Source organism: Paenibacillus sp. VCA1, assembly GCF_031583795.1.
Classification (GTDB): Bacteria; Bacillota; Bacilli; order Paenibacillales; family Paenibacillaceae; genus Paenibacillus_AQ; species Paenibacillus_AQ albilobatus.
Genome location: NZ_JAVLSX010000003.1, coordinates 381225 through 400724 on the forward strand (window position 1 = coordinate 381225; position 19500 = coordinate 400724).

Below are 19500 nucleotides of genomic sequence, written 5' to 3' on the forward strand. Positions count from 1 at the left end.
ACATGGGATGGGAGGGAAATGATTGATTTTGTCAACCGATCAGGATTGCATTCATGAACGAGCCGATCGGCGTATGGAACCTTTTTACTGGATATTGACCTTCGAGGTCATGACGTTCGTGCTTGCGCTCGGCGCCGCGCTTGTCATCGGCCCGCTTTATTTGGCCTACCGGTTCCAATCATGGGCCTTCTTGCTCCTCGTCCTGCTGGTGCCGGGCTTGTGGCTTATCCGGTTCTCCGTCCGCTACCTGCGGTCCGCAATCCGCAAAAACCGTCTTCTCAGCCGGTACAGACTGTACCGCGACCGGATCGAATACCGGATCTACCATCATCCCGACACCAAGGCCAGCGAAGGGGCCGTCCCGTTGGACCGGATTGAACGGATTTACGTTTCTTATTACGTCGCGCTGTACCACTATGCCTACCGAAAAAGCAAATTCAATGAACAGCAACCGACGTATCACATTTTGCCGATGGTTAACGTCGTTTACCGGGATGAAACGAACCGTCGCGTGCTGGGTGTTCCTTTTTACGAATATTTCGACGCCGAACAGTGGCTGAAAGAGCTGCAAAGCCGGGACATTCCCATTTGGGCAACCGCCGTGCTGCCAGGCGCCTTGCCGGAAGAAGAGCAGCTGCGGCTGCTTGAAGACGAATCCAATTCGAGGCCGTTTCCTTTTCACCACCACTTGCAAAAAGAATTGGAGCAGCTGGTTAGCGAAATCGAACAAAGCAGACCGGAGGAAGCCGGCGGCGCAGACGGCACCGCTCCACAGCAAGAAGCCGGGGAACGGCCTCCCGCGGGGATTCAAAGATTCAAGCCGCAGTGGACCACGCTGGTCATTTTTGCGCTGTTGTTCGCTTTCGTTTATGCCTTTCTCAAGTTCTCCTTTAAAGGGAGCATTTCTTCGGACGGCTTCGGCATCAGCTTTGCGGTTTCGCTCGCGGGCGGACTGATCTATCTGTTTTTGGCAAAACGCCTGACGTTCTGGGTTCCTCTCCGTTATGCCATCGCATTATTTCTGGGATGGGCACTTATCGGCGCATTCATGCCGGAGACCGATGCCGGGATCGGCGAAGAGTATTATATCTCCATGTTGACGGCCGGCGTGTTCACGGCGTTTGCCATCTGGCCCGTCTTCGGTATCCTTTACTGGATTCGCAAAAAACGCGGGAGACGCCCTTAACGAAAAAAGCGGGTCGGTGTGAAATAAAGCAAAATGAAAGGAGGCGTCTGCGCTGTCGCTATTTACGGAGATGTTTTTTTCCAAGTGGCATTGGATTACCCTTGCCCTCATCGTGATCGCCTGGGTGGCGCTCATTGCGGGCGGGTATGAACGGCGCGTGGTGCTGCGCAGCGGATTCGGGGCGGTCGTCCTGCTGTACATCGTCACGACGATTCCCATCGCAACGATCACGTATAACGAAAAATCCATGGAAATGAAGATGCGCGGCGAGGTCGCGCGCCACTATGAATATAAAATGCAGCAGCTCGGCGGTTCCGTGCGCGATATCGACCGTTTGGCGCTTGCTGCCGGGTCGTTCCAAAATGACGACTCGTTCAAAATCAAGTTTTACGCCGGAAATTACAATGATTCATACCGTTTCACCGGAACCCTGATTGTCACAACCTATGACGAGCAGGACAAAGAGCTGGATCGGAAAACTTACGAAAAGCTGACCATCGAACCCGGCGAAGTCAAGGAAATTGACACGTATTACTCATCTTCCTCGTTCGAAAAATACAGGTACGAGTTTATACCGCAAAATCAATAAAACGTTTGGATGGATATCGATTGAAATGTAAAGGCCATGAAGGGCACCCGACGGGTGCCCTTTAGCTTTTAAACGGTCTGAAATGGTTTGGCAGTTCCCTTTTTCGCCAAGGATTCTCGTTATTGCTCTCTTAGATCTGCCTCGCTGTAGGCGTCCAAAATGGCACGGAAGCTTGCAACAACCTCCCTGGGGTTTTCGTAGTCAGCTTCAAACATAAACGGACCGTTGTATCCGTTGTCGACGAGCGCACGCATCACTTCCCCCCAGCGTACGATACCGCGACCGGGAATCCAATGCCGTTCGTCCACGCCGTCATAGTCGGAAACATGCAGCGTCCGGATGCGGCTGCCGATAGAGCGGATAAAATCTTCCGGCGTTTCGGTCAGAAGATGGTTCGTATCACAGCACACCGCCGCTTCCGGGGCTTCCTTAATCATCGCCGCGATTTCCGCCGCATTGTTTCCCAGGCAAGTACGCGGAAGGTCCTCTACGGCCAGGCGCAGCCCCTGCTTCACGGCCTCCCCGGTCAATAGGCGGATGGATTCACTGGCTCTGGCAAGCCGCTCTGCGCGCTCCCCATCCGGAATCGGCTCAAAGCTCGGATGAATGACAAGAACCTCAGCCCCCCAGCCCTTGGCCCAATCCATGATCTCGATATTTCCTTCGAGAGCCGGCTCGCGCACCGCGTCGTCCAGATCGGAAATATCCCACAAGCTGCCGAACGGCAGGTGTACCGACCATATTTCGAGTCCCAAATCCTTGGCTGTTTGCACAGCGCGGTCATATCGCGCAAAATTGTCGATTGTCACGGTGTCCGAAGGCGCCTTGTAGTTATCCAAGTTCAGTTCGATGCAGGCAAAACCGGCCTCCTTGATCTGTTCAAGAGTATGCGGCTCCTTGTCGTCCCAATACGTACCCAGCTTCCATTCCGCAGGATTGATCGCCATCGCGTTTGATCCTCCATTCAAAATTTATAGTCATGGTGTATTTCTCGGAAGATCGGCGGTCTTTGACATGTACAGTCTGCTGGATTCGGTGGTCCCGCCGGTTACTCCTATCTTACACCGCTGTGCCTTGGGAATCACCTTTATTTCTCCTAGAAAACAACCTAAACCTAACACTGTTTTCAGTAACAGTTCACCAACGTAAAAACAGCCCCCGCAATAACATGCGAGGGCTGCTTCGATTGAAAATCGGTTCGTAAATCTATTGCTTAGTCAATCAATTTCGTTACTTTCAGTAAACGCTCCATCAATGCTACCGTCTCGGCACGCGTCATTGGAGATTTGGGGCCAAGTTCCTTCGCATTGCCTTGGACCACGTCCTCGGACAGCAAGGTCGCCACGGAAGGTTTAGCCCATTTGGCTACCTTGGATCCATCCCCGTATCCCGAAAGCAGGCTGTTGATCTCCGATTCGCCGATCGTATGGCCCGGGCGAATCAATTGATATCCGCGGGCAATCATCGCCATGCCTTCTTCTCTCGTGATGTTCTGATTGCCGCGGAACGCGCCGTCATCATAACCGAGGACGATGCCAAATTCGCTGGCAATGGAGATCGCGCTGCGGTACCATGCGTCGGAATGCACGTCATTGAACGTATTTTTCGGCCCCTCTTGGCGCATCAGTCCAAGGCCCAAAACAACAATCTCCGCAAATTCGGCACGGGTTACGTTGCGGTTGGGCGAGAACGTGTTGTCGCCGTTTCCTTCCAAATCAAGCCGAGCCGCAATATTGTTGACATTGCGCTGCGCCCAGTGGCTTCTTACGTCATCGAAATCTTGAGGATTCCAAATGACCGAATAGGTACCGCTGCTGCGCAGGTCATGAATTTCCGCATAATAACGGTTGCCGATTTTCGTCACAACCGTCGGCAAATGGAATACGGTTCCGTCAGGGTTGACGACGACGCCGGTCGTAATCCGGTTCGGATCGACGCCTTCCGGCAGCGCGATGTATTTTACGGCATATCCGTTTAATTGCCCGGATCTTACCGTAGAGCCGTTATGCGTAAAGGTCATGTCCAGGTCGACCGGATCCACCACCAGGTCGTATCCTTTGGATTTCGCCTGGTTTTTGGCGTTTGCGATGACGGCATCCGCAGAACGTTTAATGTCGATATGCACGGCGATATCGCCTGCTGCCGCGTTGCCCAGCTGCTGAGCGATTTTGCTCACATCCAGCTGTCCGCCGGGAACCGGGTAAATGGCGAGCTGATTGCCGATTTCAAGGCTGGCTTTTTTATCGGCCAGTTTTTGTACATCGGCTGCCGTCAAACCGTCGACGCTCAGGTTGCCTTCATTCGGGGATTGGATGGCAAGCTTTTGCCCATTTCCGCCCGATAAAATATCGTTCAGTTTGGAAGAGTCGACTTGAACCGACGTTTGCTTTCCATTATCGGTTGTGGTCGTTTTGCCTGTGGCAAACGGCGTATCGTTACCGTTTACGGACGTATCAATACCGGAATTGCCGGATGGCGGTGCAGGCGTTGGGCTTGTCGTACTTCCGCCGCCGTTGTTGCCGTTGTTGCCGTTGTTGCCGTTGTTGCCGTTGTTGCCGTTGTTGCCGCCATTGCTTCCGCTGAATTCTCTATAGATCGTAATGGTATATTCTTTAACATTGTTATCCGCATCCGTTACGCGGACGACGATCGTATTCTCGCCTGCATGCAGCGGAAGCTTGTCGCTTGCCGTGCCATTAGCCGTTTCCGTGAACGGACTGCCGTTGAGCGAGATTTCGATTTTGGAATTCGGATCAAACAGCTCAGGGTTGATCGTCACGCTGTACACATCGTTCGTAACGGAAGCCTGATATTTTGTCGCGCCATTAAATGGTGGAGACAACGGGATTTTCGTTCCGTCCCAGCTGTTTACCTCCAGCCCGGCAAGCGCGGTATGATCCGTGGTGTCGACTTGAATTTCTTTTGCGGCTTTGGACACCTTGGTGTCTTTTTCGGTTGCTGCTTCTACTTTATAATTTTTTCCGTTTTCCAGCGGCTTGGATGGCGTAAAGCTCCAGTTGCCGTTTGGATCGGCCGTCACGTTCTGCACATCGATCTGAGTCCCGGACTCATCGTAGACGGCAACGGTTACCGTGGCGCCCGGTTCGGCTGAACCTGTAATTTCCGGCTGCGCGGACGTTACTTTCTCGATGGCAGGTCCATCGATGGAGAGTTCGGGCAAAACCGTATTGACGGTCAAATCTTTGCGTCCTGTCGTGGTCTCGAGCTGATCCTTTTTCGCGCTGACTTCGTAGGTGTATTTGCCGTCTTTTAATCCCGGTTCGGGAACGTAGGACCACTCCCCGTTCGGGCCGGCGGTCACCTCGACCGGTTGTCCAACAACGTTGCCGGCTTCGTCATAGACAGCGACCGTTACCGTCGCGCCAGGAGCGGATACGCCGCTAAACGCAGGTTTTGCCGTATAAACGGTGTCGCCGCCCGGTTTTGTGACCTCCAGCTTGAGCTTCAGGCTGTCTTGCGCCTTTTTCAAAGTTTCCGCAGCCGCATCGACATCGGCTTGGGTTTTGCTGGTTTGGTTCAGAATGTTTTGTGCTTTTTCCAAAGCACGCTCATAATCCTTCCAGCTGTTGTCGTCATAATCCGCTTGATTCAAAGCGTCGCCGGTTTTGATCTCCTGGTTCAAATCGGTGACATCGACGAAGTTGACCGTTTTGGTGGCGCTGATTTGGATATTGTTATCGTTATCCATGCCGCCGTACTCGACAATATAGCCTTTTACGCCTGCATTGTTGGGGGCGTAGTCATTCCACTTCCCGGTCTTAGCACCCGAGTCCGGCCCGAAAATATGGGCAACATATTCGTTGCCGCCAGTGTCATTTGGCTCGCCGGCATCCCAATTGGCATATCCAACCGCACTGTGGGCTATCTGATAGTACCCTGTATAAAATTGCAATCCGTTTTTGTTGTCCCTTTCACCTTCAGGGCCTGTAACCCAACGCCAATCCCCGGTATTTCGCGGTTGCCCGCCTTTTCTTTGAATATCCTCCGCACCAATCCAGCCGAGGCCTTGCGCTTTTTCCGTTACGAAGTTATTTTCTTCTTGGTCGGTGATCGTCACGAGATAACCTTGACGCCCGAAGTAATTCCTGTTTTCAGCGGCTGCTTTTGCATTAGCCCAGGTAATTGCGGTTTCCTGACCGTTTACGACATTTTTGATATATTCATAAAAATGCCCGTTCCCGTCAAACGGCAGCGCGCTGCCAAGCGAAAACTTAATGGTTCTGTCCGACACCTTGCCTGAAGCAGGCGTAAACAGAACGCTGTTCAGCGCATCGATGTACTGCTGGGCGGTCGCGGCCCCCGTTAATTTAAGGATCCCGTTTTTGGCGGTATAGACGCCCTTGATTTCGTTGGTATCCGTAAATTTCAGCACGTCCCCCGGTACAAATCCTTCAATGAGAACCGTTGCCGCATCCAAAGGCTGATTGTAATCGATGGACAAATCTTTGTCGATGATTACGCTTTGGGCCGATCCATTTCTGTCGTAGTTTACGCTGGTTGTCCCATCCGACGTCTTGATGGCCACAGCGGGTTCCGCTGCCGCATTTGCCGTTAGCGGAGCTAACCCGACGGGCAGTCCGCCTACGGTTAGTACGCAGGTCAACAATACTGCCGCCGGCTTTTTCCATTTCAACTTACTTTTTCGTGTAGACACGATCTCTCGTCCCCCAATCATGTTTTCGGAGAAATCGCCTTGCTCTTGGTGGTTGACTCCTCGACGGAATTCTACAATTTCTCCATTTTTATCATTGTAACAACCAGGACTATACAGAACCTATACAGGCTATTCCGTGAGTATTTAGAGAAAAAGGGATGCCCCCAATTTAGTCGGAGCATCCCTTTTTTCAATTTCTACAGCTGATTACACATATACGCATGCCATGTCACTGGGCGCCGATCTCCCGACCGGCTATTCATCCTCGCCAAACACCGGATGCATCTTCACCTCGAACGCAAACGACTTTTCATTCAGCTGGTACGTCTCCATGAGACGCGGCCCGCAGGAATTGGAGCCGACACCGCTCATTTTGTAATCGAGATGCACGATCGTTTCTTCACGACGCACCAGCTCGACGTTATGCCGGGCCTTCGTCAGATCCCCGGGCGTATAATGGCTCGCATTGAAGGAGAAGCTGTCCGGCGCCGTGAAGCGGAGCCCCATGCCCAGATGATTGCTTACCGCCGCCCATTCGGTATGATAGCGGGAGCCGTTTTCCTGCGGCATGATGTAATCCGTATGCATCTGATCGACGCTCGTATGATATACATCGCGCTTCACGCTCATCTTCTTGTCGATGTAGCTTTCATGTGGGCCCAGACCATAATAGGTTACGACCTCATTTCCTTTAGGCATCGTAAGCTGCAGGCCGAACCGCGGCAGGAAATCGACCGTTTCCGCGACTTCGACGTCGGTTTTGAGCGCAATGGAACCGTCAGCTTGAACGGTCCAAACGGCCATCCCCTTCAGGATGTTCCGGATCGAATATCCGCCTAAGGAATAGTCCACTTTGATCGTTACCCGATCTGAAGCAGGCTGATCCCAGCTGACGCCGTAAACTTTGGTAACAGCCCGGTCGAGTCCGGCGTTCGTCCAGGCATGTTTTTCGTTGCGGTCATTGTCCGTCGGTGCGCGCCACACCTCAAAATGCGCCGGAGCCGCAAGCATACTGACGCCCTGCTTCGTGATGCCGGTAAAGGTGCCCAAGCTCAAATCAAACGTATGCTTAAAATCGAAACCTTCGAGGACGAGCAGCCGTCCCTCTTCAGCAGCCTGAACCGTCCTTGCAGGGCTTAATGCGCCGCCTTGCCCCGCAGCCCCCCTCGCCGTACGCGGTTTGACTTCAAATTGTACGCATGCAAGCTCATATCCCGCTTCCGCCCAAACCCGATCTTCGTTCAAGACTACGCTGAACTCCAGGTCGACGGCGGCCGCCACCGAGTCGGGAATATTCAGGTCCATCGTTACCTCCGCGCTCGCATGCGGAGCAAGCTCCGGTACGGCGAGATCTCCCTGCTGAAGCAGCGTGCCTTCGGCTTTTAGGCGGTAACGGATCGCAAGCTTGCTCAGCGTGCTGAAATCATAGCGGTTTTTGATGCTGAAACGCCCCTTCTCATCCATCGCTTCGATCGCCACCGGAGCGTATACTTCCTTCAGCTCCAAAAGCCCGATATTCGGCTTGCGGTCCGGGCTTACCAGGCCGTCGATGCAGAAGTTGCCGTCATGCGGCTTTTCGCCGAAATCGCCGCCGTATCCATAAAACGGCCTTCCGTCTTCGGTATACGTTTGAATACCGTGGTCGACCCATTCCCAGACGCAGCCGCCCATCAGCTTCGGATAGGCATACATCACCTCCCAGTAGTCCTTCAGATCACCCGGGCCATTGCCCATTGCATGGCTGTATTCGCAAAGAAACATCGGCTTCTGCTTACTGTCGTCCTTCGCGTAAGCCTCCAAATCGGGAACCGACATATACATCCGGCTCTCCATATCCAGGCAGCTTTGGTCGAATTCGTGCTCCGGATCATGGGCCGCGCTCTCGTAATGGACGAGTCTGGACCCATCGCGGGCATGCGTCCACTCCGCCATCGCGACATGGTTCGGCCCGTAATAAGATTCGTTGCCAAGCGACCAGATGATGACGGAGGCATGGTTTTTGTCCCGCTCCACCATGCGGATTTGGCGATCCAGAAAAGCTTCTTTCCACTCCGGATTTCTCGGAAAGCTCCGATTGTTTTTGGTTCCGTAATGCAGCGAGAAATCGCCGTGGGACTCTAGATCCGCTTCGTCGATGACATAAAATCCGAATTCGTCGCAAAGATCCAGAAAACGCGGATCATTCGGATAATGGGATGTGCGGATCGTATTGATGTTATGCCGCTTCATCAGCTTCAAATCTTCGATCATATGCCGAAGCGGAATCGTTTGGCCGAGCTCGGGATGCGAGTCGTGGCGGTTGACCCCTTTGAGCTTGATGTCTTGTCCGTTTATGCGGAATACCCCGTCTTTGATCTCGATATGGCGGAAGCCGACCTTAAAGCGCAGAACTTCCTCCCCGCTCGAAATATAAACCTCATACAAGTACGGATGCTCGGCGTTCCAAAGCATTGGAGAATTAACCTGAAGATCGAAGGCGTGTGTCCCGTCAACGTCCGCGCGCTGGTTCGCCAGCTCCTGCCCGCTCGAATCCTTTAGCAGAACGGAAACGGACGCAGCACCGGTTGTGTCCAGATCCACCTTGAGTCGGGCGGACTTCAAGTCCTCCGCAAGCTCCGTCCGGCAGAATACGTCGCGTACATGGGCTTTATCGCGAGCCAGCAGGTACACGTCCCGGAAAATGCCGGTATAACGCCACTGATCCTGGTCCTCCAGATAAGAGCCGTCGCACCACTTCAGCACCATCACGGCGATTTTATTGCTTCCTTGCCGCACATGCGAAGCGATGTTGAACTCCGCCGGTACGCGGCTTCCCTGGCTGTACCCCACGTAGGTGCCGTTAATCCATAAATAAAAGCAAGCGTTTACACCTTCAAACATAACGTACGTATCTTTGCCGGACCATTCCGGCCCGATCCGAAACTCCCTGACGTATAAGCCGGCCGGATTGTCGTCGGGGACGTACGGCGGATCATAAGGGAACGGATAATTGACGTTCGTATATTGAAGCTGGTCGTAACCCTGCACCTGCCAGCAGGAAGGAACAAGCAGGTCATCCCAGCCCGATGTATCGTATCGTTCCCCGGCCCAATCCGTTTCGACGTCCTTCGCCCGCGGGCGGTAACTGAATTTCCAGCTGCCGTTCAGCGTTTGATACCATGGCGAGCGTCCTCGTTTGCCTGATTGCGCGCTCTCCATGTCTCCGTAAGGAATATAGGAAGCGCGTGCTTCTTCGCGATTCTCATGCAGTATGTTCGGATTTTCCCAATAAGCCTTTAAGGTCATTTTGATTCCGACTCCTCTCGGCAGGTGAACGACGGCTCGGCAGCAAGATGTCTAGCGGAGCTAAAACCTGCTTCGCATGACGGCCTTTTCCCAGGCTCCCATCAAACGCCGCGCACTTTCAAAGTCCATCGTTCCCATGTCATCATTATGTTATATTAACATTATAAAAGGGTCGTACCGCCTGATACAGAACGTGATTTTCTTATTTGTTCAAGGATTTTCGCATCATGCGGCGATAACGATGAGGTGTTGAAGACCTATGGCGAACAAGCTTGGATTTCTTATGCAAACCGATACGGTCATGAAGCTGCCTGTCTATATGACGGGTGCCGGGCATTGGGATCATCAGGAGCCGATCCACAGGCCCGACGGTTATCCCCAATTCCAATGGCTGCATTGCGTATCCGGCCAAGGAGAATTGGTGGTACGCGGACAGACCTACCGGGTGAAACCCGGTTCGGGCATGTTTCTGTACCCGGATGAAGAACATGCTTATTACGGAGTTGAAAAACCTTGGGAAGTGTACTGGGTTACATTCATGGGGCAAGAAGCGAAGGCGATGGCGCAGCTTGCCGGAATGAACGAATCCGCCGTCTATTCGGTGCATAGCCAGGAGCTTATTCTCAACCATATGAAAAATGCGCTGTCCTTAACGCTTTCCGATAAACCGCTTGCCGGGCTCGAATGCTCAAAGCTAGCCTACATGTTTTTCATTGATCTGATGACCGACATGACCCTGCATTCACCGTCCACCGACCAAGGATATTTGCGACTTCAGCCCGTGTTTGACTACATGGAAGAACATTACCGCCGTGATATTCCGCTGCATGAGCTTGCCCGGCAAATCGGGGTGTCCGTCCAGCACTTATGTCTCCTGTTTCGGAAAATACTGAACAAACGCCCGATGGAGTACCTGAACCAGCTCCGCATCCACAAAAGCAAAGAACGCCTGCTGGAATTTCCCGAAGCCCGGATCGGCGAAATCGCAAGGCAAGTCGGATTTACGACGCCGGGGTATTTCAGCACGCTATTCAAGCGCACCGAGGGGATGACCCCGGAGGCTTTTCGCAAGCTGAACGGGGTGAGGTGAACCGCGCGGCGGCTAAATTGCTGTCCTCAGGGCATTGAAATGACTTGCCTCTCCCCATCATTGCCCAACAAAAAAAAGGAGCATGGGCCTGCAGCCCCCATGCTCCTTGCGCTTCTTGCGACTACCTGCATCTTTAGAATGTTTTGACCGGTCGAAACCTTAGTTTTTCAAGAAATCCGGCTTCAGGAAGCTCGGATTCGGATATTTGTAAAAACCTTCTCCCGTCGCTCTTCCCAGTTTACCTTTGTCGATATATTCGGTCTTCAGCAAATCGGCGATCTTTTTGAACTCTTCGTCTCCCGTCGCTTCCGCCTTTGCATGGCCGATATGATATGCGGTATTGATGCCCACCACGTCCAAAATCGCAAACGGCCCCATCGGTGCGCCAGTCGCAACCATCCATGTTTTATCGATCGTTTCGACGTCGGCCACCTCTTTGACCAACAGGCGCTGAGCCGCATCCAGCAAAGGAACCAGCAGCGAGTTCAAAATATACCCCGGCTGCTCTTTATGCAAAGGCAGCGCAACCATGCCGATCGCTTTCGCGAATTCGATCACGTCCTGGAACACGTTCATGTCCGTTCCCGGATGCTTCATGATTTCCGCCGTATTGTTTTTCCAAATCTCGTTGGCGAAATGCAGCGCCAAAAATTTCTCCGGACGGCCTGTGGCTTCCGCAAATTGGCTTGGCAACAGCGTGGAGGAGTTTGTCGCAAACACCGTTTTTTCCGGAGCGGCCTTTCCCAGGTTCGCGTAGAAATCGGTTTTGATCTGCACCACTTCCGGAATCGCTTCAATGACCAGGTCGGCATCCGCTACCGCTTGGGACAGATCGCTGTTGAAGGACATACGGTTATAAGCGCTATCCACCTCTTCCTGCGTCGCGCCAAGATCCGCTTGATAATGCGGCTTCAGCTGCATGATTCTTTCTTTTGCACGTTCCAAAGCTTCGTCATTGATATCGTATACCGTTACTTGAAACCCTTTAAACGCAGTTTGGTACGCGATTTGGCTGCCCAAAACGCCGCTTCCGGCAACGGTAATGTTTCTATAATTCATGATCGTTCCTCCTTAAATCACGATGTCTTTCATGGGATGATTGAAGATGCCGGGCCGCTTGCCGGGAAGCCCGGATCGACGACGGAAAAGGCGATGACTGCACATCCCGTAGTCTCTCCTGCTACAGCCGTCTGCTATTCCCGACAAGCTTGCAGCGTTAGCGCCATCATCTTATGAGGCATTAATCCTGGCGGAGTTTTTCGAATCCGCCCTTCAGCTTGGCCAATCCTTGAAGCAGCGAATCGATGTCGCTTTCCCCGAATTCGGATACGAGCCGATCCATTAAGGAAAGGAACAAAGGCGTCATTTCCTTCACTTTGTTTAAGCCGGTCTCCGTCATCGAAATGACCATGCCGCGCCGGTCACGGTCATCCAGCTCGCGCGCCACGTATCCGCCCTTTTCGAGGGCGTCGATCATGGAGCTTACCGCAGCCCGGGTTACCTTCAAATGATCGGCCAGCGCCGAAGGATTGGACCGCCCGTCCGGCTGATACCGGAGCACGCACAGCAACATGTATTGCCCGTACGAGATTCCGAATTCACGCGCTCGCCGTTCCAAGTCCTTCTGAATTTCGGTGGTGAGGAAAAACAGGTCGGCCAGCACTCTCCCCGTCTTGTATTCCGATTCGGAGAGATTTAACTGTCCGGAATAGCGTTCAATCGCATGCAAGAAATGAAACATCTTGTCCTCCCATCCTTTTAGTTCACTTTTTAATAATAAACCAGTTAACTAATTTTCGTCAAATTTTAACCGCTTCGAATATCCCGACAAACATAATGATGCCGGCCATCGTTTTGCGACGCAAAGCTGCTGTTTCTAAGCACTTGCTTTGAAACATATCCTTAGACCTGGGATGTGTTTCTTATGAGCGATCGGCCGTTATCCTCAGGCTGCCTCGAAAATCCCAATTTCCTCGTGCTTCTTGTGGATGAAGAGCGTTACCCACCGGTGTATGAAAACAACGAAATCCAGGCATGGCGCAAACAAAACCTTATAACCCACGAGCTGCTCAAAACCCATGGGCTGGAATTCGACAGGCATTACATCGGCAGCGCCGCCTGCTGCCCCAGCCGGGCCACGCTGCTCACGGGTCATTATCCGTCGCTTCACGGCGTCAGCCAAACAGACGGAATCGCCAAACGGGCGGCCGACCCGGACATGTTTTGGCTGGATCGAAACACCGTTCCGACGTTGGGAGACTATTTTCGCGCGGCGGGTTACCAGACCTATTTCAAGGGGAAATGGCACGTATCCTTTGAAGATATCGTCGTTCCCGGTACCCGCAGCAGCGTCGCCAGCTATCATCCTTTAACGGGGTTGCCCGATCAAAACGCGGCATTGTACAACCGCGCCGACAGGCTGAACGATTTCGGGTTTTCAAGCTGGGTCGGTCCGGAACCGCATGGCAAAAACCCGCGGAACTCCGGTTCATCCGCCGGTTACGGCATCGCCGGGAGGGACGAGGTTTATGCTGCGGAGACGACCGGACTCATTGAAGCTTTGGATCATCAAAAAAGAAACAACCCGGACGCAAATCCGTGGCTGATCGTCGCTTCATTCGTGAACCCGCATGACATTGTGTTATACGGGGCGATCACGGCCGGGCTGCCGTTCTTCCGGTTTGACGTCGAACCTATGCCCGATGTTCCCCCGCCGCCGTCGTTTTACGAGGATCTGCGGACGAAACCCCGCTGCCAGGCCAGCTACCGCGACATTTATCCGAGAGCGCTGCAACCGATCACCGATCAGCCTTTTTATCGAAAATTGTATTACCAGCTTCAGAAAAACGCCGACCGGCAAATGCGTAAAGTTTTTGAGGCTTTGGTCCGTTCCTCCTTCTACGACAACACGATCGTGATTTTTACCTCCGACCACGGGGATTTGCTTGGAGCGCACGGCCATCTGCATCAAAAATTTTATTGCTCCTATGAAGAAGTGCTGCATGTGCCTCTCATCATTCACAACCGTCGTCTTTTTCCGCGGCACCGCCATTTCCATTCCTTGACCAGCCATGTGGATCTGCTGCCGACCATGCTTGGGCTTGCGCGCGCGGATATCGACGGCATCCGGTGCAAGCTGCAGGACCGGTTCACCGAGGCCCGGCCTTTCGTCGGCCGCAACCTGACCCCGTTTCTTCATGGAGCGCACACGTATGGCGTCGATGAGACGATCTACTTTATGACGGAGGATGACGTTACCAAAGGCCAGCACCAGGTCAATCCGCTAGGGAAGCCGTATCCGTCCGTCACGCAGCCTAACCATATCGAAACCGTCGTCACGCCCATTTACCGGAATCAAAAAAGGGAACTGTGGAAATTTTCCCGTTATTACGATGATGCCCGATTCGGGACCCATCCCGGTGTCAAAAATGATACTGCTCAACCGATCACCTACGAGAATGACGAACGGAAAGGCTCTTTTGCAGCCCAAACGAAAACGTCTCCCGTCCCTGACGAATACGAGCTGTACAATTTGACCGAAGATCCGTCGGAAACGGTGAATCTGGCACACCCGTCCCGTGCAACTCCCTGTACCGCCGCCATTCAAGCTTTGATGATGAAACTGCTTAATGAGCAGCGAATTAAAAAACGGTTGTACCCCTTCTTAAGCCCGATGCAATGACAAACTGAAAAGCTATGTATAAAAGAGGGCTTGGCCCTCTTTTTATTGGTGCTGAAAAAACAATGCTCGACGTAAGAAACTAGGGCAGCCCCTCTATAAAAAGTTACCGTCCTTCTCGATCCGCCATCTGCTGCTGCGCAAGCCGGATCATTTCGCGGACCATCGAACCGCCGATTTTGCCGCCGACCTGCCCTGCCGATTCCGTCGTCAAATCACCGTTAAAGCCCGGCTCGAGCGGAACGCCAAGCTCCTTCGCCACTTCGTATTTCACGTCATCCGGATGGTTCGGGTCCACGTGATAACCCTCGCGCCGCATCACTTCGGCCTTAAACGCCTGCATGCCGCGCTCCGCTCCGGGAACCGCATACCTTCTGTTTCTTCTGGACATCCTCTTCACTCCTACACATGTTTTCAACTAACCTTCCCGAAAAGAGGAGCGTTCATCCTTGTTAGTTTCTGCCGGATTGCTTTAAACGTGAAAAAACGAAAAGAGGATGCCCTCAAGGGTCATTCCCTTTGAAGTACATCCTCATTTCTTTTATCCTTAAGCTTGTTTCGACGCCCAGATGGATTCGATTTCCTCCAGCGACTTCTCTTTCGTCTCCGGTACCACGCGCCATGTGAACAGGACGGTGACCAGCGACATGATGCCGAAAATCCAGAACGTCAAGGCCGGACCGGCCGAGCCAAGCATTGGAGGAAACGCCTGGGATACCACGTAGTCGGCCGCCCACAAGGCCATCGACGAGATGGAGGTGGCAATGCCCCGGACGCGGTTCGGGAATATTTCCGAAATGACGACCCATACGACCGGCCCAAGGGACACGGCGAAAGCAGCCACATAAATCAGAATGAAAATAAGCACGAGCGGTCCGGAAGCATGTCCGGTGTGGAATGCGATGCCGATCACGGCAAGGCAAACCGTCATGGCGGCAGACCCCACGAGGAGCAGCGCCTTGCGTCCGACTTTATCGATCAGCCAAATCGCGAGAATGGTGAACAGCAAGTTGATCACGCCGACCAGAATGGTTTGGATCAGCGCTGCATTCGTACCTGCCCCGGCTTCTTTGAAAATTTCCGGTGCGTAATACATGACCGCATTGATCCCTGTAACCTGCTGCAAAATGGCGAGCGCCACGCCGACAATCAGCGCCATGCGCAGGCTTGGGCTGAACAGCTGCCGGAAGGAGCCTTTTTCCTCTTTAAACGATTCTTTGATCTCCAACACTTCCTGCTTCGCCAGCTCTTCACCGTGAATGCGGAGCAGGATCGGGAGGGATTCGGCGGCCCGTCCCTGCTTGATCAGCCATCTTGGGCTTTCCGGCACAAGGAACAGTAACACGAGAAACAATACGCCGGGAACGACGCCGGCTCCGAACATCCACCGCCATGCGGTGGAAACATCCCACGCATCGTCGCCCAATCCGGAAATCCACAGATTGACGAAGTAGACGAGCGAAATCCCCGTTACCGTGGCCAACTGGTTCAGCGCAACAAGCCGTCCCCGGTATTTGGCGGGAGCGATCTCCGCATTATAAAGAGGGCTTAACGTAGATGTAATCCCTATTCCCAGGCCCCCGATCATCCGGGCGATGATAAACCCGCTAAACGTGTCGGGGATGGCCGAACCGATGGAACCGATCACAAAAAGAATCGCCGCCATAATCAAAATTTTCTTCCGTCCAAACTTATCGCTGAGCACGCCGGTGGCAAGCGCGCCGACGATACATCCTACGATCAGGCTGGAAACGGCCCAGCCTACCTGGAATTCGTTCAGGTCAAAGCGCTTCTGCATAAAGCCGACGGCGCCCGACACGACCGCGGTATCGAAACCGAATAGCAAACCGCCGATCGCCGCGACGATCGATACCAGCGTAACGAACTTCATGCTGATTTGCTGCCCGCTGAGTTGCGCTTGTCCGCTTAATTGCTGTATGTTTGAGCTCATCGTCCGATGTCTCCTTCTATGATGTAATGAATTCAATCCGCGGGTTCAACCCGCTTAAAATTCCTTACCACCATTGTAACACCGGCCTTTGCTGCGTATGCGGTTGAATGCCTTCACTTATTTGCGTTATGCAAGCATAAATTTGCCCCCAGGTTTTCTTGGACGAAAAGTCCTTGAGCACTAGCACATTTTTGACCGCCGATAACAAAAAAGTCCATGCCTTCCGGCATGAACCCTCTCCTGCAGTCGGTTCCACATTTAAGACTGAAGCTGGATGCGGTATTCCGATGGGGAAACTCCTGTTACCTTTTTAAAAACGCGGCTGAAATAATTCGGATCCTTGTAGCCCACCGCATAACAGACCTCTTTCAGGCTCAAATCCCCGTTTTTGATCAAGTCCTTGGCCTTGTCGATGCGAAGCCGCGTTACGTAATCGATAAAGGTTTCCCCGGTTTGCTGCTTGAAAACTTTGCTGAAGTAATACGGATTCAAATGAACGTGCTCCGCGGTGTCTTCAAGCGAAATCTCCTCCTGGAACCTGTCGCGTATATATGCCAGCGCTTTATCCAGCATGTTCGTCGTGTTCTGCTCCCGCTCCTCCCGAATCTGCCTGATCGCCAGCTCGACGTACGTGCTCTCTTCCGGTGGACCCCCACCGTTTACTGGTTCCGTTTCATTTCCGCTCCGTTCGGCCGTTTTCAGATCCTCAAACCGGTACAAGCTTCCCCATTTGTCGTCGAATTTGGAGGCAAACACAGCCTCATAATAAGAGCGCCGGATCCCTGCCGTCCCGCTTTGCACCGACCCGATGCCGACGGAAATCGTAATGCCGCATTGATCCGCGAGCGCTTCGGCAAGCTTCGTGCCCAGTTGCACCGCGCCTTCACGGACCGCGTCGACGCCGGCGTGCGGATTTACCAGCAGAAATACGGCCATATGGCTGTGGACCATGGAACTGACGACGGCGCCGCAGCGGTCTTTGGCGATATCATGCGTGTACGTTTTAACGGTATCGTAAGCCTTTTTCTTCGTGTCCCCGATATCCGGAAAAGCAAGCACGATCGCGCAGCCCTTGTCCACGGACAGCTTCAAAATATCCGCCAGCTGCGAGACCTCGGTCTCGTTGACCTGATCGGACATCAGGTGCAGCGCCAGTTCCGTTTCCGCAAGCGGCAGCAGCTGAAAAAACTTGTCCCGAACCGCAAGCTGCTCGTTCCGATCCCGCCGGTCCTCCGTGATTTCATCCACGAGCCGCTTCAAAACGGCCGCGATTTGATCCCGCTTGGCGGGTTTGACCAAATACTCCTGCACGCCGAGGGACAAAGCCTGCTTGGCATAGTCGAAATATTCGTAAGCCGTAATCAGTACCATTTTAACCTGGGGATTCAGGGCTTTGATCTCCCTTAGGGCGTCCAGCCCTTGAATGCCCGGCATTCTGACATCCATCATGACGATATGGGGATGGAACTCGGCCGCCTTCTGAATCGCCATCCGTCCATTTTCCGCGTGCATGATCCGGAACGTATCCGGCATCATCCGATTGACGATCCATTCGATCCCTTCCCGCTCCAACGCCTCATCATCGGCGATCAACAGGCGATACATGGTTTTCCTCCTTTCCCGAACGGGGTATCCGCAGCACGACCGTCGTCCCCATTCCCGGCGCGCTTTCGATGCGGACCAGATCCTTTCTGTCGTAAAAAAGCTCCAGCCGCTTGAAGACGTTGCGCGTGCCGAGCCCGGTGGAATGGCCCGTTTTGCCCTCCTCCCCGTCCTTCGGAGGTTTCTCGTCGTAATGGAGCAGCGAATCCCTCACTTCCTCGGTCATGCCGGCTCCGTTATCCGATATCGACACCCATGTCTCGTCGGATTGGCACTTCACAGCCAGCCTGATCACGGCTCCTTCCTCCATGCCTTCGATGGCATGCACAAAGACGTTTTCGAGGATCGGCTGCAGCGTCAGCACCGGCACCAACACATCTAGACCCGCTTCATCGACGTCGGTTTCAAACCGGATCCGCTCCCGAAAACGAGCCTGCTGGATGATGAAATATTCCTTGGCATGCTCCACTTCATCCCGCAGCGGCACCGGACGGTCGAGCTTCCGCAGATTATAGCGCAGCAGGTTCGACAGGGAGACGGTAAGATCGCTCGTTTTTTCGGCGCCTTCGATCAAGGCCAGCTTCGACAGCACGTTCAAGGAATTGAACAAAAAATGCGGGTTGATCTGGTTTTGCAGCACCGCAAGCTCCAGCTCCTTGACCAGACGGTCCTTTTCAAGCCCTTCCTTTTCCTTTTGAATGAGCTGCTTCAAATTCTCCTGCATTTGCTCGAATGCCTCCGATAAAATACGAAACTCGTCATGTGCTGCCATTTGCGGCGGAACGGCTTCCAGATTGCCTTCGGAAATCTGCTCCGCCGTTCGGACCAGCCCCTGGATCGGCTTCGTGATCCGCAGCGAAATCCAGTAGGCAAACACGAGGCTGATCGCCGTATTGGCCACAAAAACGGCCACTCCCCAATGGTTCATCAAATCCGTCTGCGTGAGAATTTTCCGGTAAAACGGCTGGTAGTAGCTCAGCTCTTGATCGATCAATTGGTAAGCCTGCTCCTGAATGAAACTTGCCGTCGTTTCCGCTTCGGCGTAAAAAGGGGCATACGCAAGAGGCGTCCGGCTCCCAAGCGCATCCAACACGTTTTTTTCCTGCGAAATGAAAGTATCCAGCATATGCCGGTAACTCCGGGCGGCCAGCTCCGCGGCAGCGACCGGCTGCTGGGCCGACAGGCTGGCCTGCAGCGCCTTCAGCTCAACGTTTTGCCGTTCGAAGTCGTGAAGGCTGCCTGGGCTGCGATCCATAATGTAGACGTTGACCGCCCGCAGATTCTCCCGGGTTTTCTCGTCGATTTGTTTATATAATAATACCCGATCCAGCATCATATTATAGCTTTGCTGCACGGTCCGCCCGCTTTGAAAAATAAAAAACGATACCGCGTTATTTAATATAAAAAGCAGCGGAATGACGATAAACAGCATCCTGCGCATGT

13 protein-coding genes are annotated in these 19500 nt (G+C 53.3%); 4 read left to right on the forward strand and 9 right to left on the reverse strand.

What is annotated here, in order from left to right; translation table 11 throughout:
- The first annotated feature begins 22 nt into the window (after nt 1–22).
- Both RJP21_RS08310 and RJP21_RS08315 read left to right on the forward strand, forming a co-directional pair.
- Nucleotides 23–1186: a hypothetical protein gene (locus RJP21_RS08310; RefSeq protein ID WP_310858873.1), complete on the forward strand. Its 1164-nt coding sequence runs from the start codon at nt 23–25 to the stop codon at nt 1184–1186.
- A gap of 70 nt (nt 1187–1256) precedes the next feature.
- Nucleotides 1257–1775, forward strand: a complete 519-nt coding sequence (locus tag RJP21_RS08315; protein ID WP_310858874.1) for a hypothetical protein — start codon at nt 1257–1259, stop codon at nt 1773–1775.
- A gap of 119 nt (nt 1776–1894) precedes the next feature.
- On the opposite strand, the gene RJP21_RS08320 is transcribed toward RJP21_RS08315, so the two are convergent.
- The 3 genes from RJP21_RS08320 to RJP21_RS08330 form a co-directional block, all read right to left on the reverse strand.
- Entirely contained in the window at nt 1895–2722 is an 828-nt protein-coding gene (locus RJP21_RS08320) for a sugar phosphate isomerase/epimerase family protein (RefSeq protein WP_310858875.1), read from the reverse strand.
- 266 nt (nt 2723–2988) lie between these two features.
- A complete protein-coding gene (locus tag RJP21_RS08325) occupies nt 2989–6450 on the reverse strand; it encodes an S-layer homology domain-containing protein (protein ID WP_310858876.1) in 3462 nt (1153 codons plus the stop codon).
- 255 nt (nt 6451–6705) lie between these two features.
- Nucleotides 6706–9735, reverse strand: a complete 3030-nt coding sequence (locus tag RJP21_RS08330; protein WP_310858877.1) for a glycoside hydrolase family 2 TIM barrel-domain containing protein — start codon at nt 9733–9735, stop codon at nt 6706–6708.
- A gap of 259 nt (nt 9736–9994) precedes the next feature.
- Between RJP21_RS08330 and RJP21_RS08335 the strand changes: the two genes are divergently transcribed.
- Nucleotides 9995–10825: an AraC family transcriptional regulator gene (locus RJP21_RS08335; protein ID WP_160042940.1), complete on the forward strand. Its 831-nt coding sequence runs from the start codon at nt 9995–9997 to the stop codon at nt 10823–10825.
- A gap of 159 nt (nt 10826–10984) precedes the next feature.
- Here RJP21_RS08335 and RJP21_RS08340 read toward each other — a convergent pair whose 3' ends face one another.
- Nucleotides 10985–11884 (reverse strand): 3-hydroxyacyl-CoA dehydrogenase, encoded by a 900-nt coding sequence (locus RJP21_RS08340; protein WP_310858878.1) that lies wholly within the window; start codon nt 11882–11884, stop codon nt 10985–10987.
- 181 nt (nt 11885–12065) lie between these two features.
- A complete protein-coding gene (locus RJP21_RS08345) occupies nt 12066–12566 on the reverse strand; it encodes a MarR family winged helix-turn-helix transcriptional regulator (RefSeq protein ID WP_310858879.1) in 501 nt (166 codons plus the stop codon).
- 183 nt (nt 12567–12749) lie between these two features.
- Here RJP21_RS08345 and RJP21_RS08350 point away from each other — a divergent pair, with 183 nt between their 5' ends.
- Nucleotides 12750–14507 (forward strand): sulfatase family protein, encoded by a 1758-nt coding sequence (locus tag RJP21_RS08350; RefSeq protein WP_310858880.1) that lies wholly within the window; start codon nt 12750–12752, stop codon nt 14505–14507.
- A gap of 103 nt (nt 14508–14610) precedes the next feature.
- On the opposite strand, the gene RJP21_RS08355 is transcribed toward RJP21_RS08350, so the two are convergent.
- From RJP21_RS08355 to RJP21_RS08370, 4 genes are all read right to left on the reverse strand, one after another.
- Nucleotides 14611–14895 carry an alpha/beta-type small acid-soluble spore protein gene (locus RJP21_RS08355; RefSeq protein WP_160042944.1) on the reverse strand — a complete coding sequence of 95 codons (285 nt, stop codon included), beginning with the start codon at nt 14893–14895 and terminating at the stop codon, nt 14611–14613.
- Between the two features lie 156 nt (nt 14896–15051).
- On the reverse strand, nt 15052–16455 hold the full coding sequence (locus RJP21_RS08360; protein WP_310858881.1) for a sugar porter family MFS transporter: 1404 nt from the start codon (nt 16453–16455) through the stop codon (nt 15052–15054).
- A 258-nt stretch (nt 16456–16713) separates the two neighbouring features.
- Nucleotides 16714–18060 carry an AraC family transcriptional regulator gene (locus tag RJP21_RS08365; RefSeq protein WP_310858882.1) on the reverse strand — a complete coding sequence of 449 codons (1347 nt, stop codon included), beginning with the start codon at nt 18058–18060 and terminating at the stop codon, nt 16714–16716.
- Entirely contained in the window at nt 18035–19498 is a 1464-nt protein-coding gene (locus tag RJP21_RS08370; protein ID WP_310859005.1) for a sensor histidine kinase, read from the reverse strand. The genes RJP21_RS08365 and RJP21_RS08370 overlap by 26 nt, the downstream gene beginning before the upstream one ends.
- Nucleotides 19499–19500: the final 2 nt, after the last annotated feature.

What these genes read in the sequence shown, in the direction of transcription:
- RJP21_RS08355 (WP_160042944.1), bottom strand. Translation starts at nt 14,895, where the DNA reads ATGTCCAGAAGAAACAGAAGGTATGCGGTTCCCGGAGCGGAGCGCGGC.
- RJP21_RS08365 (WP_310858882.1), bottom strand. Translation starts at nt 18,060, where the DNA reads ATGTATCGCCTGTTGATCGCCGATGATGAGGCGTTGGAGCGGGAAGGG.
- RJP21_RS08345 (WP_310858879.1), bottom strand. Translation starts at nt 12,566, where the DNA reads ATGTTTCATTTCTTGCATGCGATTGAACGCTATTCCGGACAGTTAAAT.
- RJP21_RS08350 (WP_310858880.1), top strand. Translation starts at nt 12,750, where the DNA reads ATGAGCGATCGGCCGTTATCCTCAGGCTGCCTCGAAAATCCCAATTTC.
- RJP21_RS08370 (WP_310859005.1), bottom strand. Translation starts at nt 19,498, where the DNA reads ATGCGCAGGATGCTGTTTATCGTCATTCCGCTGCTTTTTATATTAAAT.
- RJP21_RS08335 (WP_160042940.1), top strand. Translation starts at nt 9,995, where the DNA reads ATGGCGAACAAGCTTGGATTTCTTATGCAAACCGATACGGTCATGAAG.
- RJP21_RS08320 (WP_310858875.1), bottom strand. Translation starts at nt 2,722, where the DNA reads ATGGCGATCAATCCTGCGGAATGGAAGCTGGGTACGTATTGGGACGAC.
- RJP21_RS08360 (WP_310858881.1), bottom strand. Translation starts at nt 16,455, where the DNA reads ATGAGCTCAAACATACAGCAATTAAGCGGACAAGCGCAACTCAGCGGG.
- RJP21_RS08315 (WP_310858874.1), top strand. Translation starts at nt 1,257, where the DNA reads ATGTTTTTTTCCAAGTGGCATTGGATTACCCTTGCCCTCATCGTGATC.
- RJP21_RS08330 (WP_310858877.1), bottom strand. Translation starts at nt 9,735, where the DNA reads ATGACCTTAAAGGCTTATTGGGAAAATCCGAACATACTGCATGAGAAT.
- RJP21_RS08340 (WP_310858878.1), bottom strand. Translation starts at nt 11,884, where the DNA reads ATGAATTATAGAAACATTACCGTTGCCGGAAGCGGCGTTTTGGGCAGC.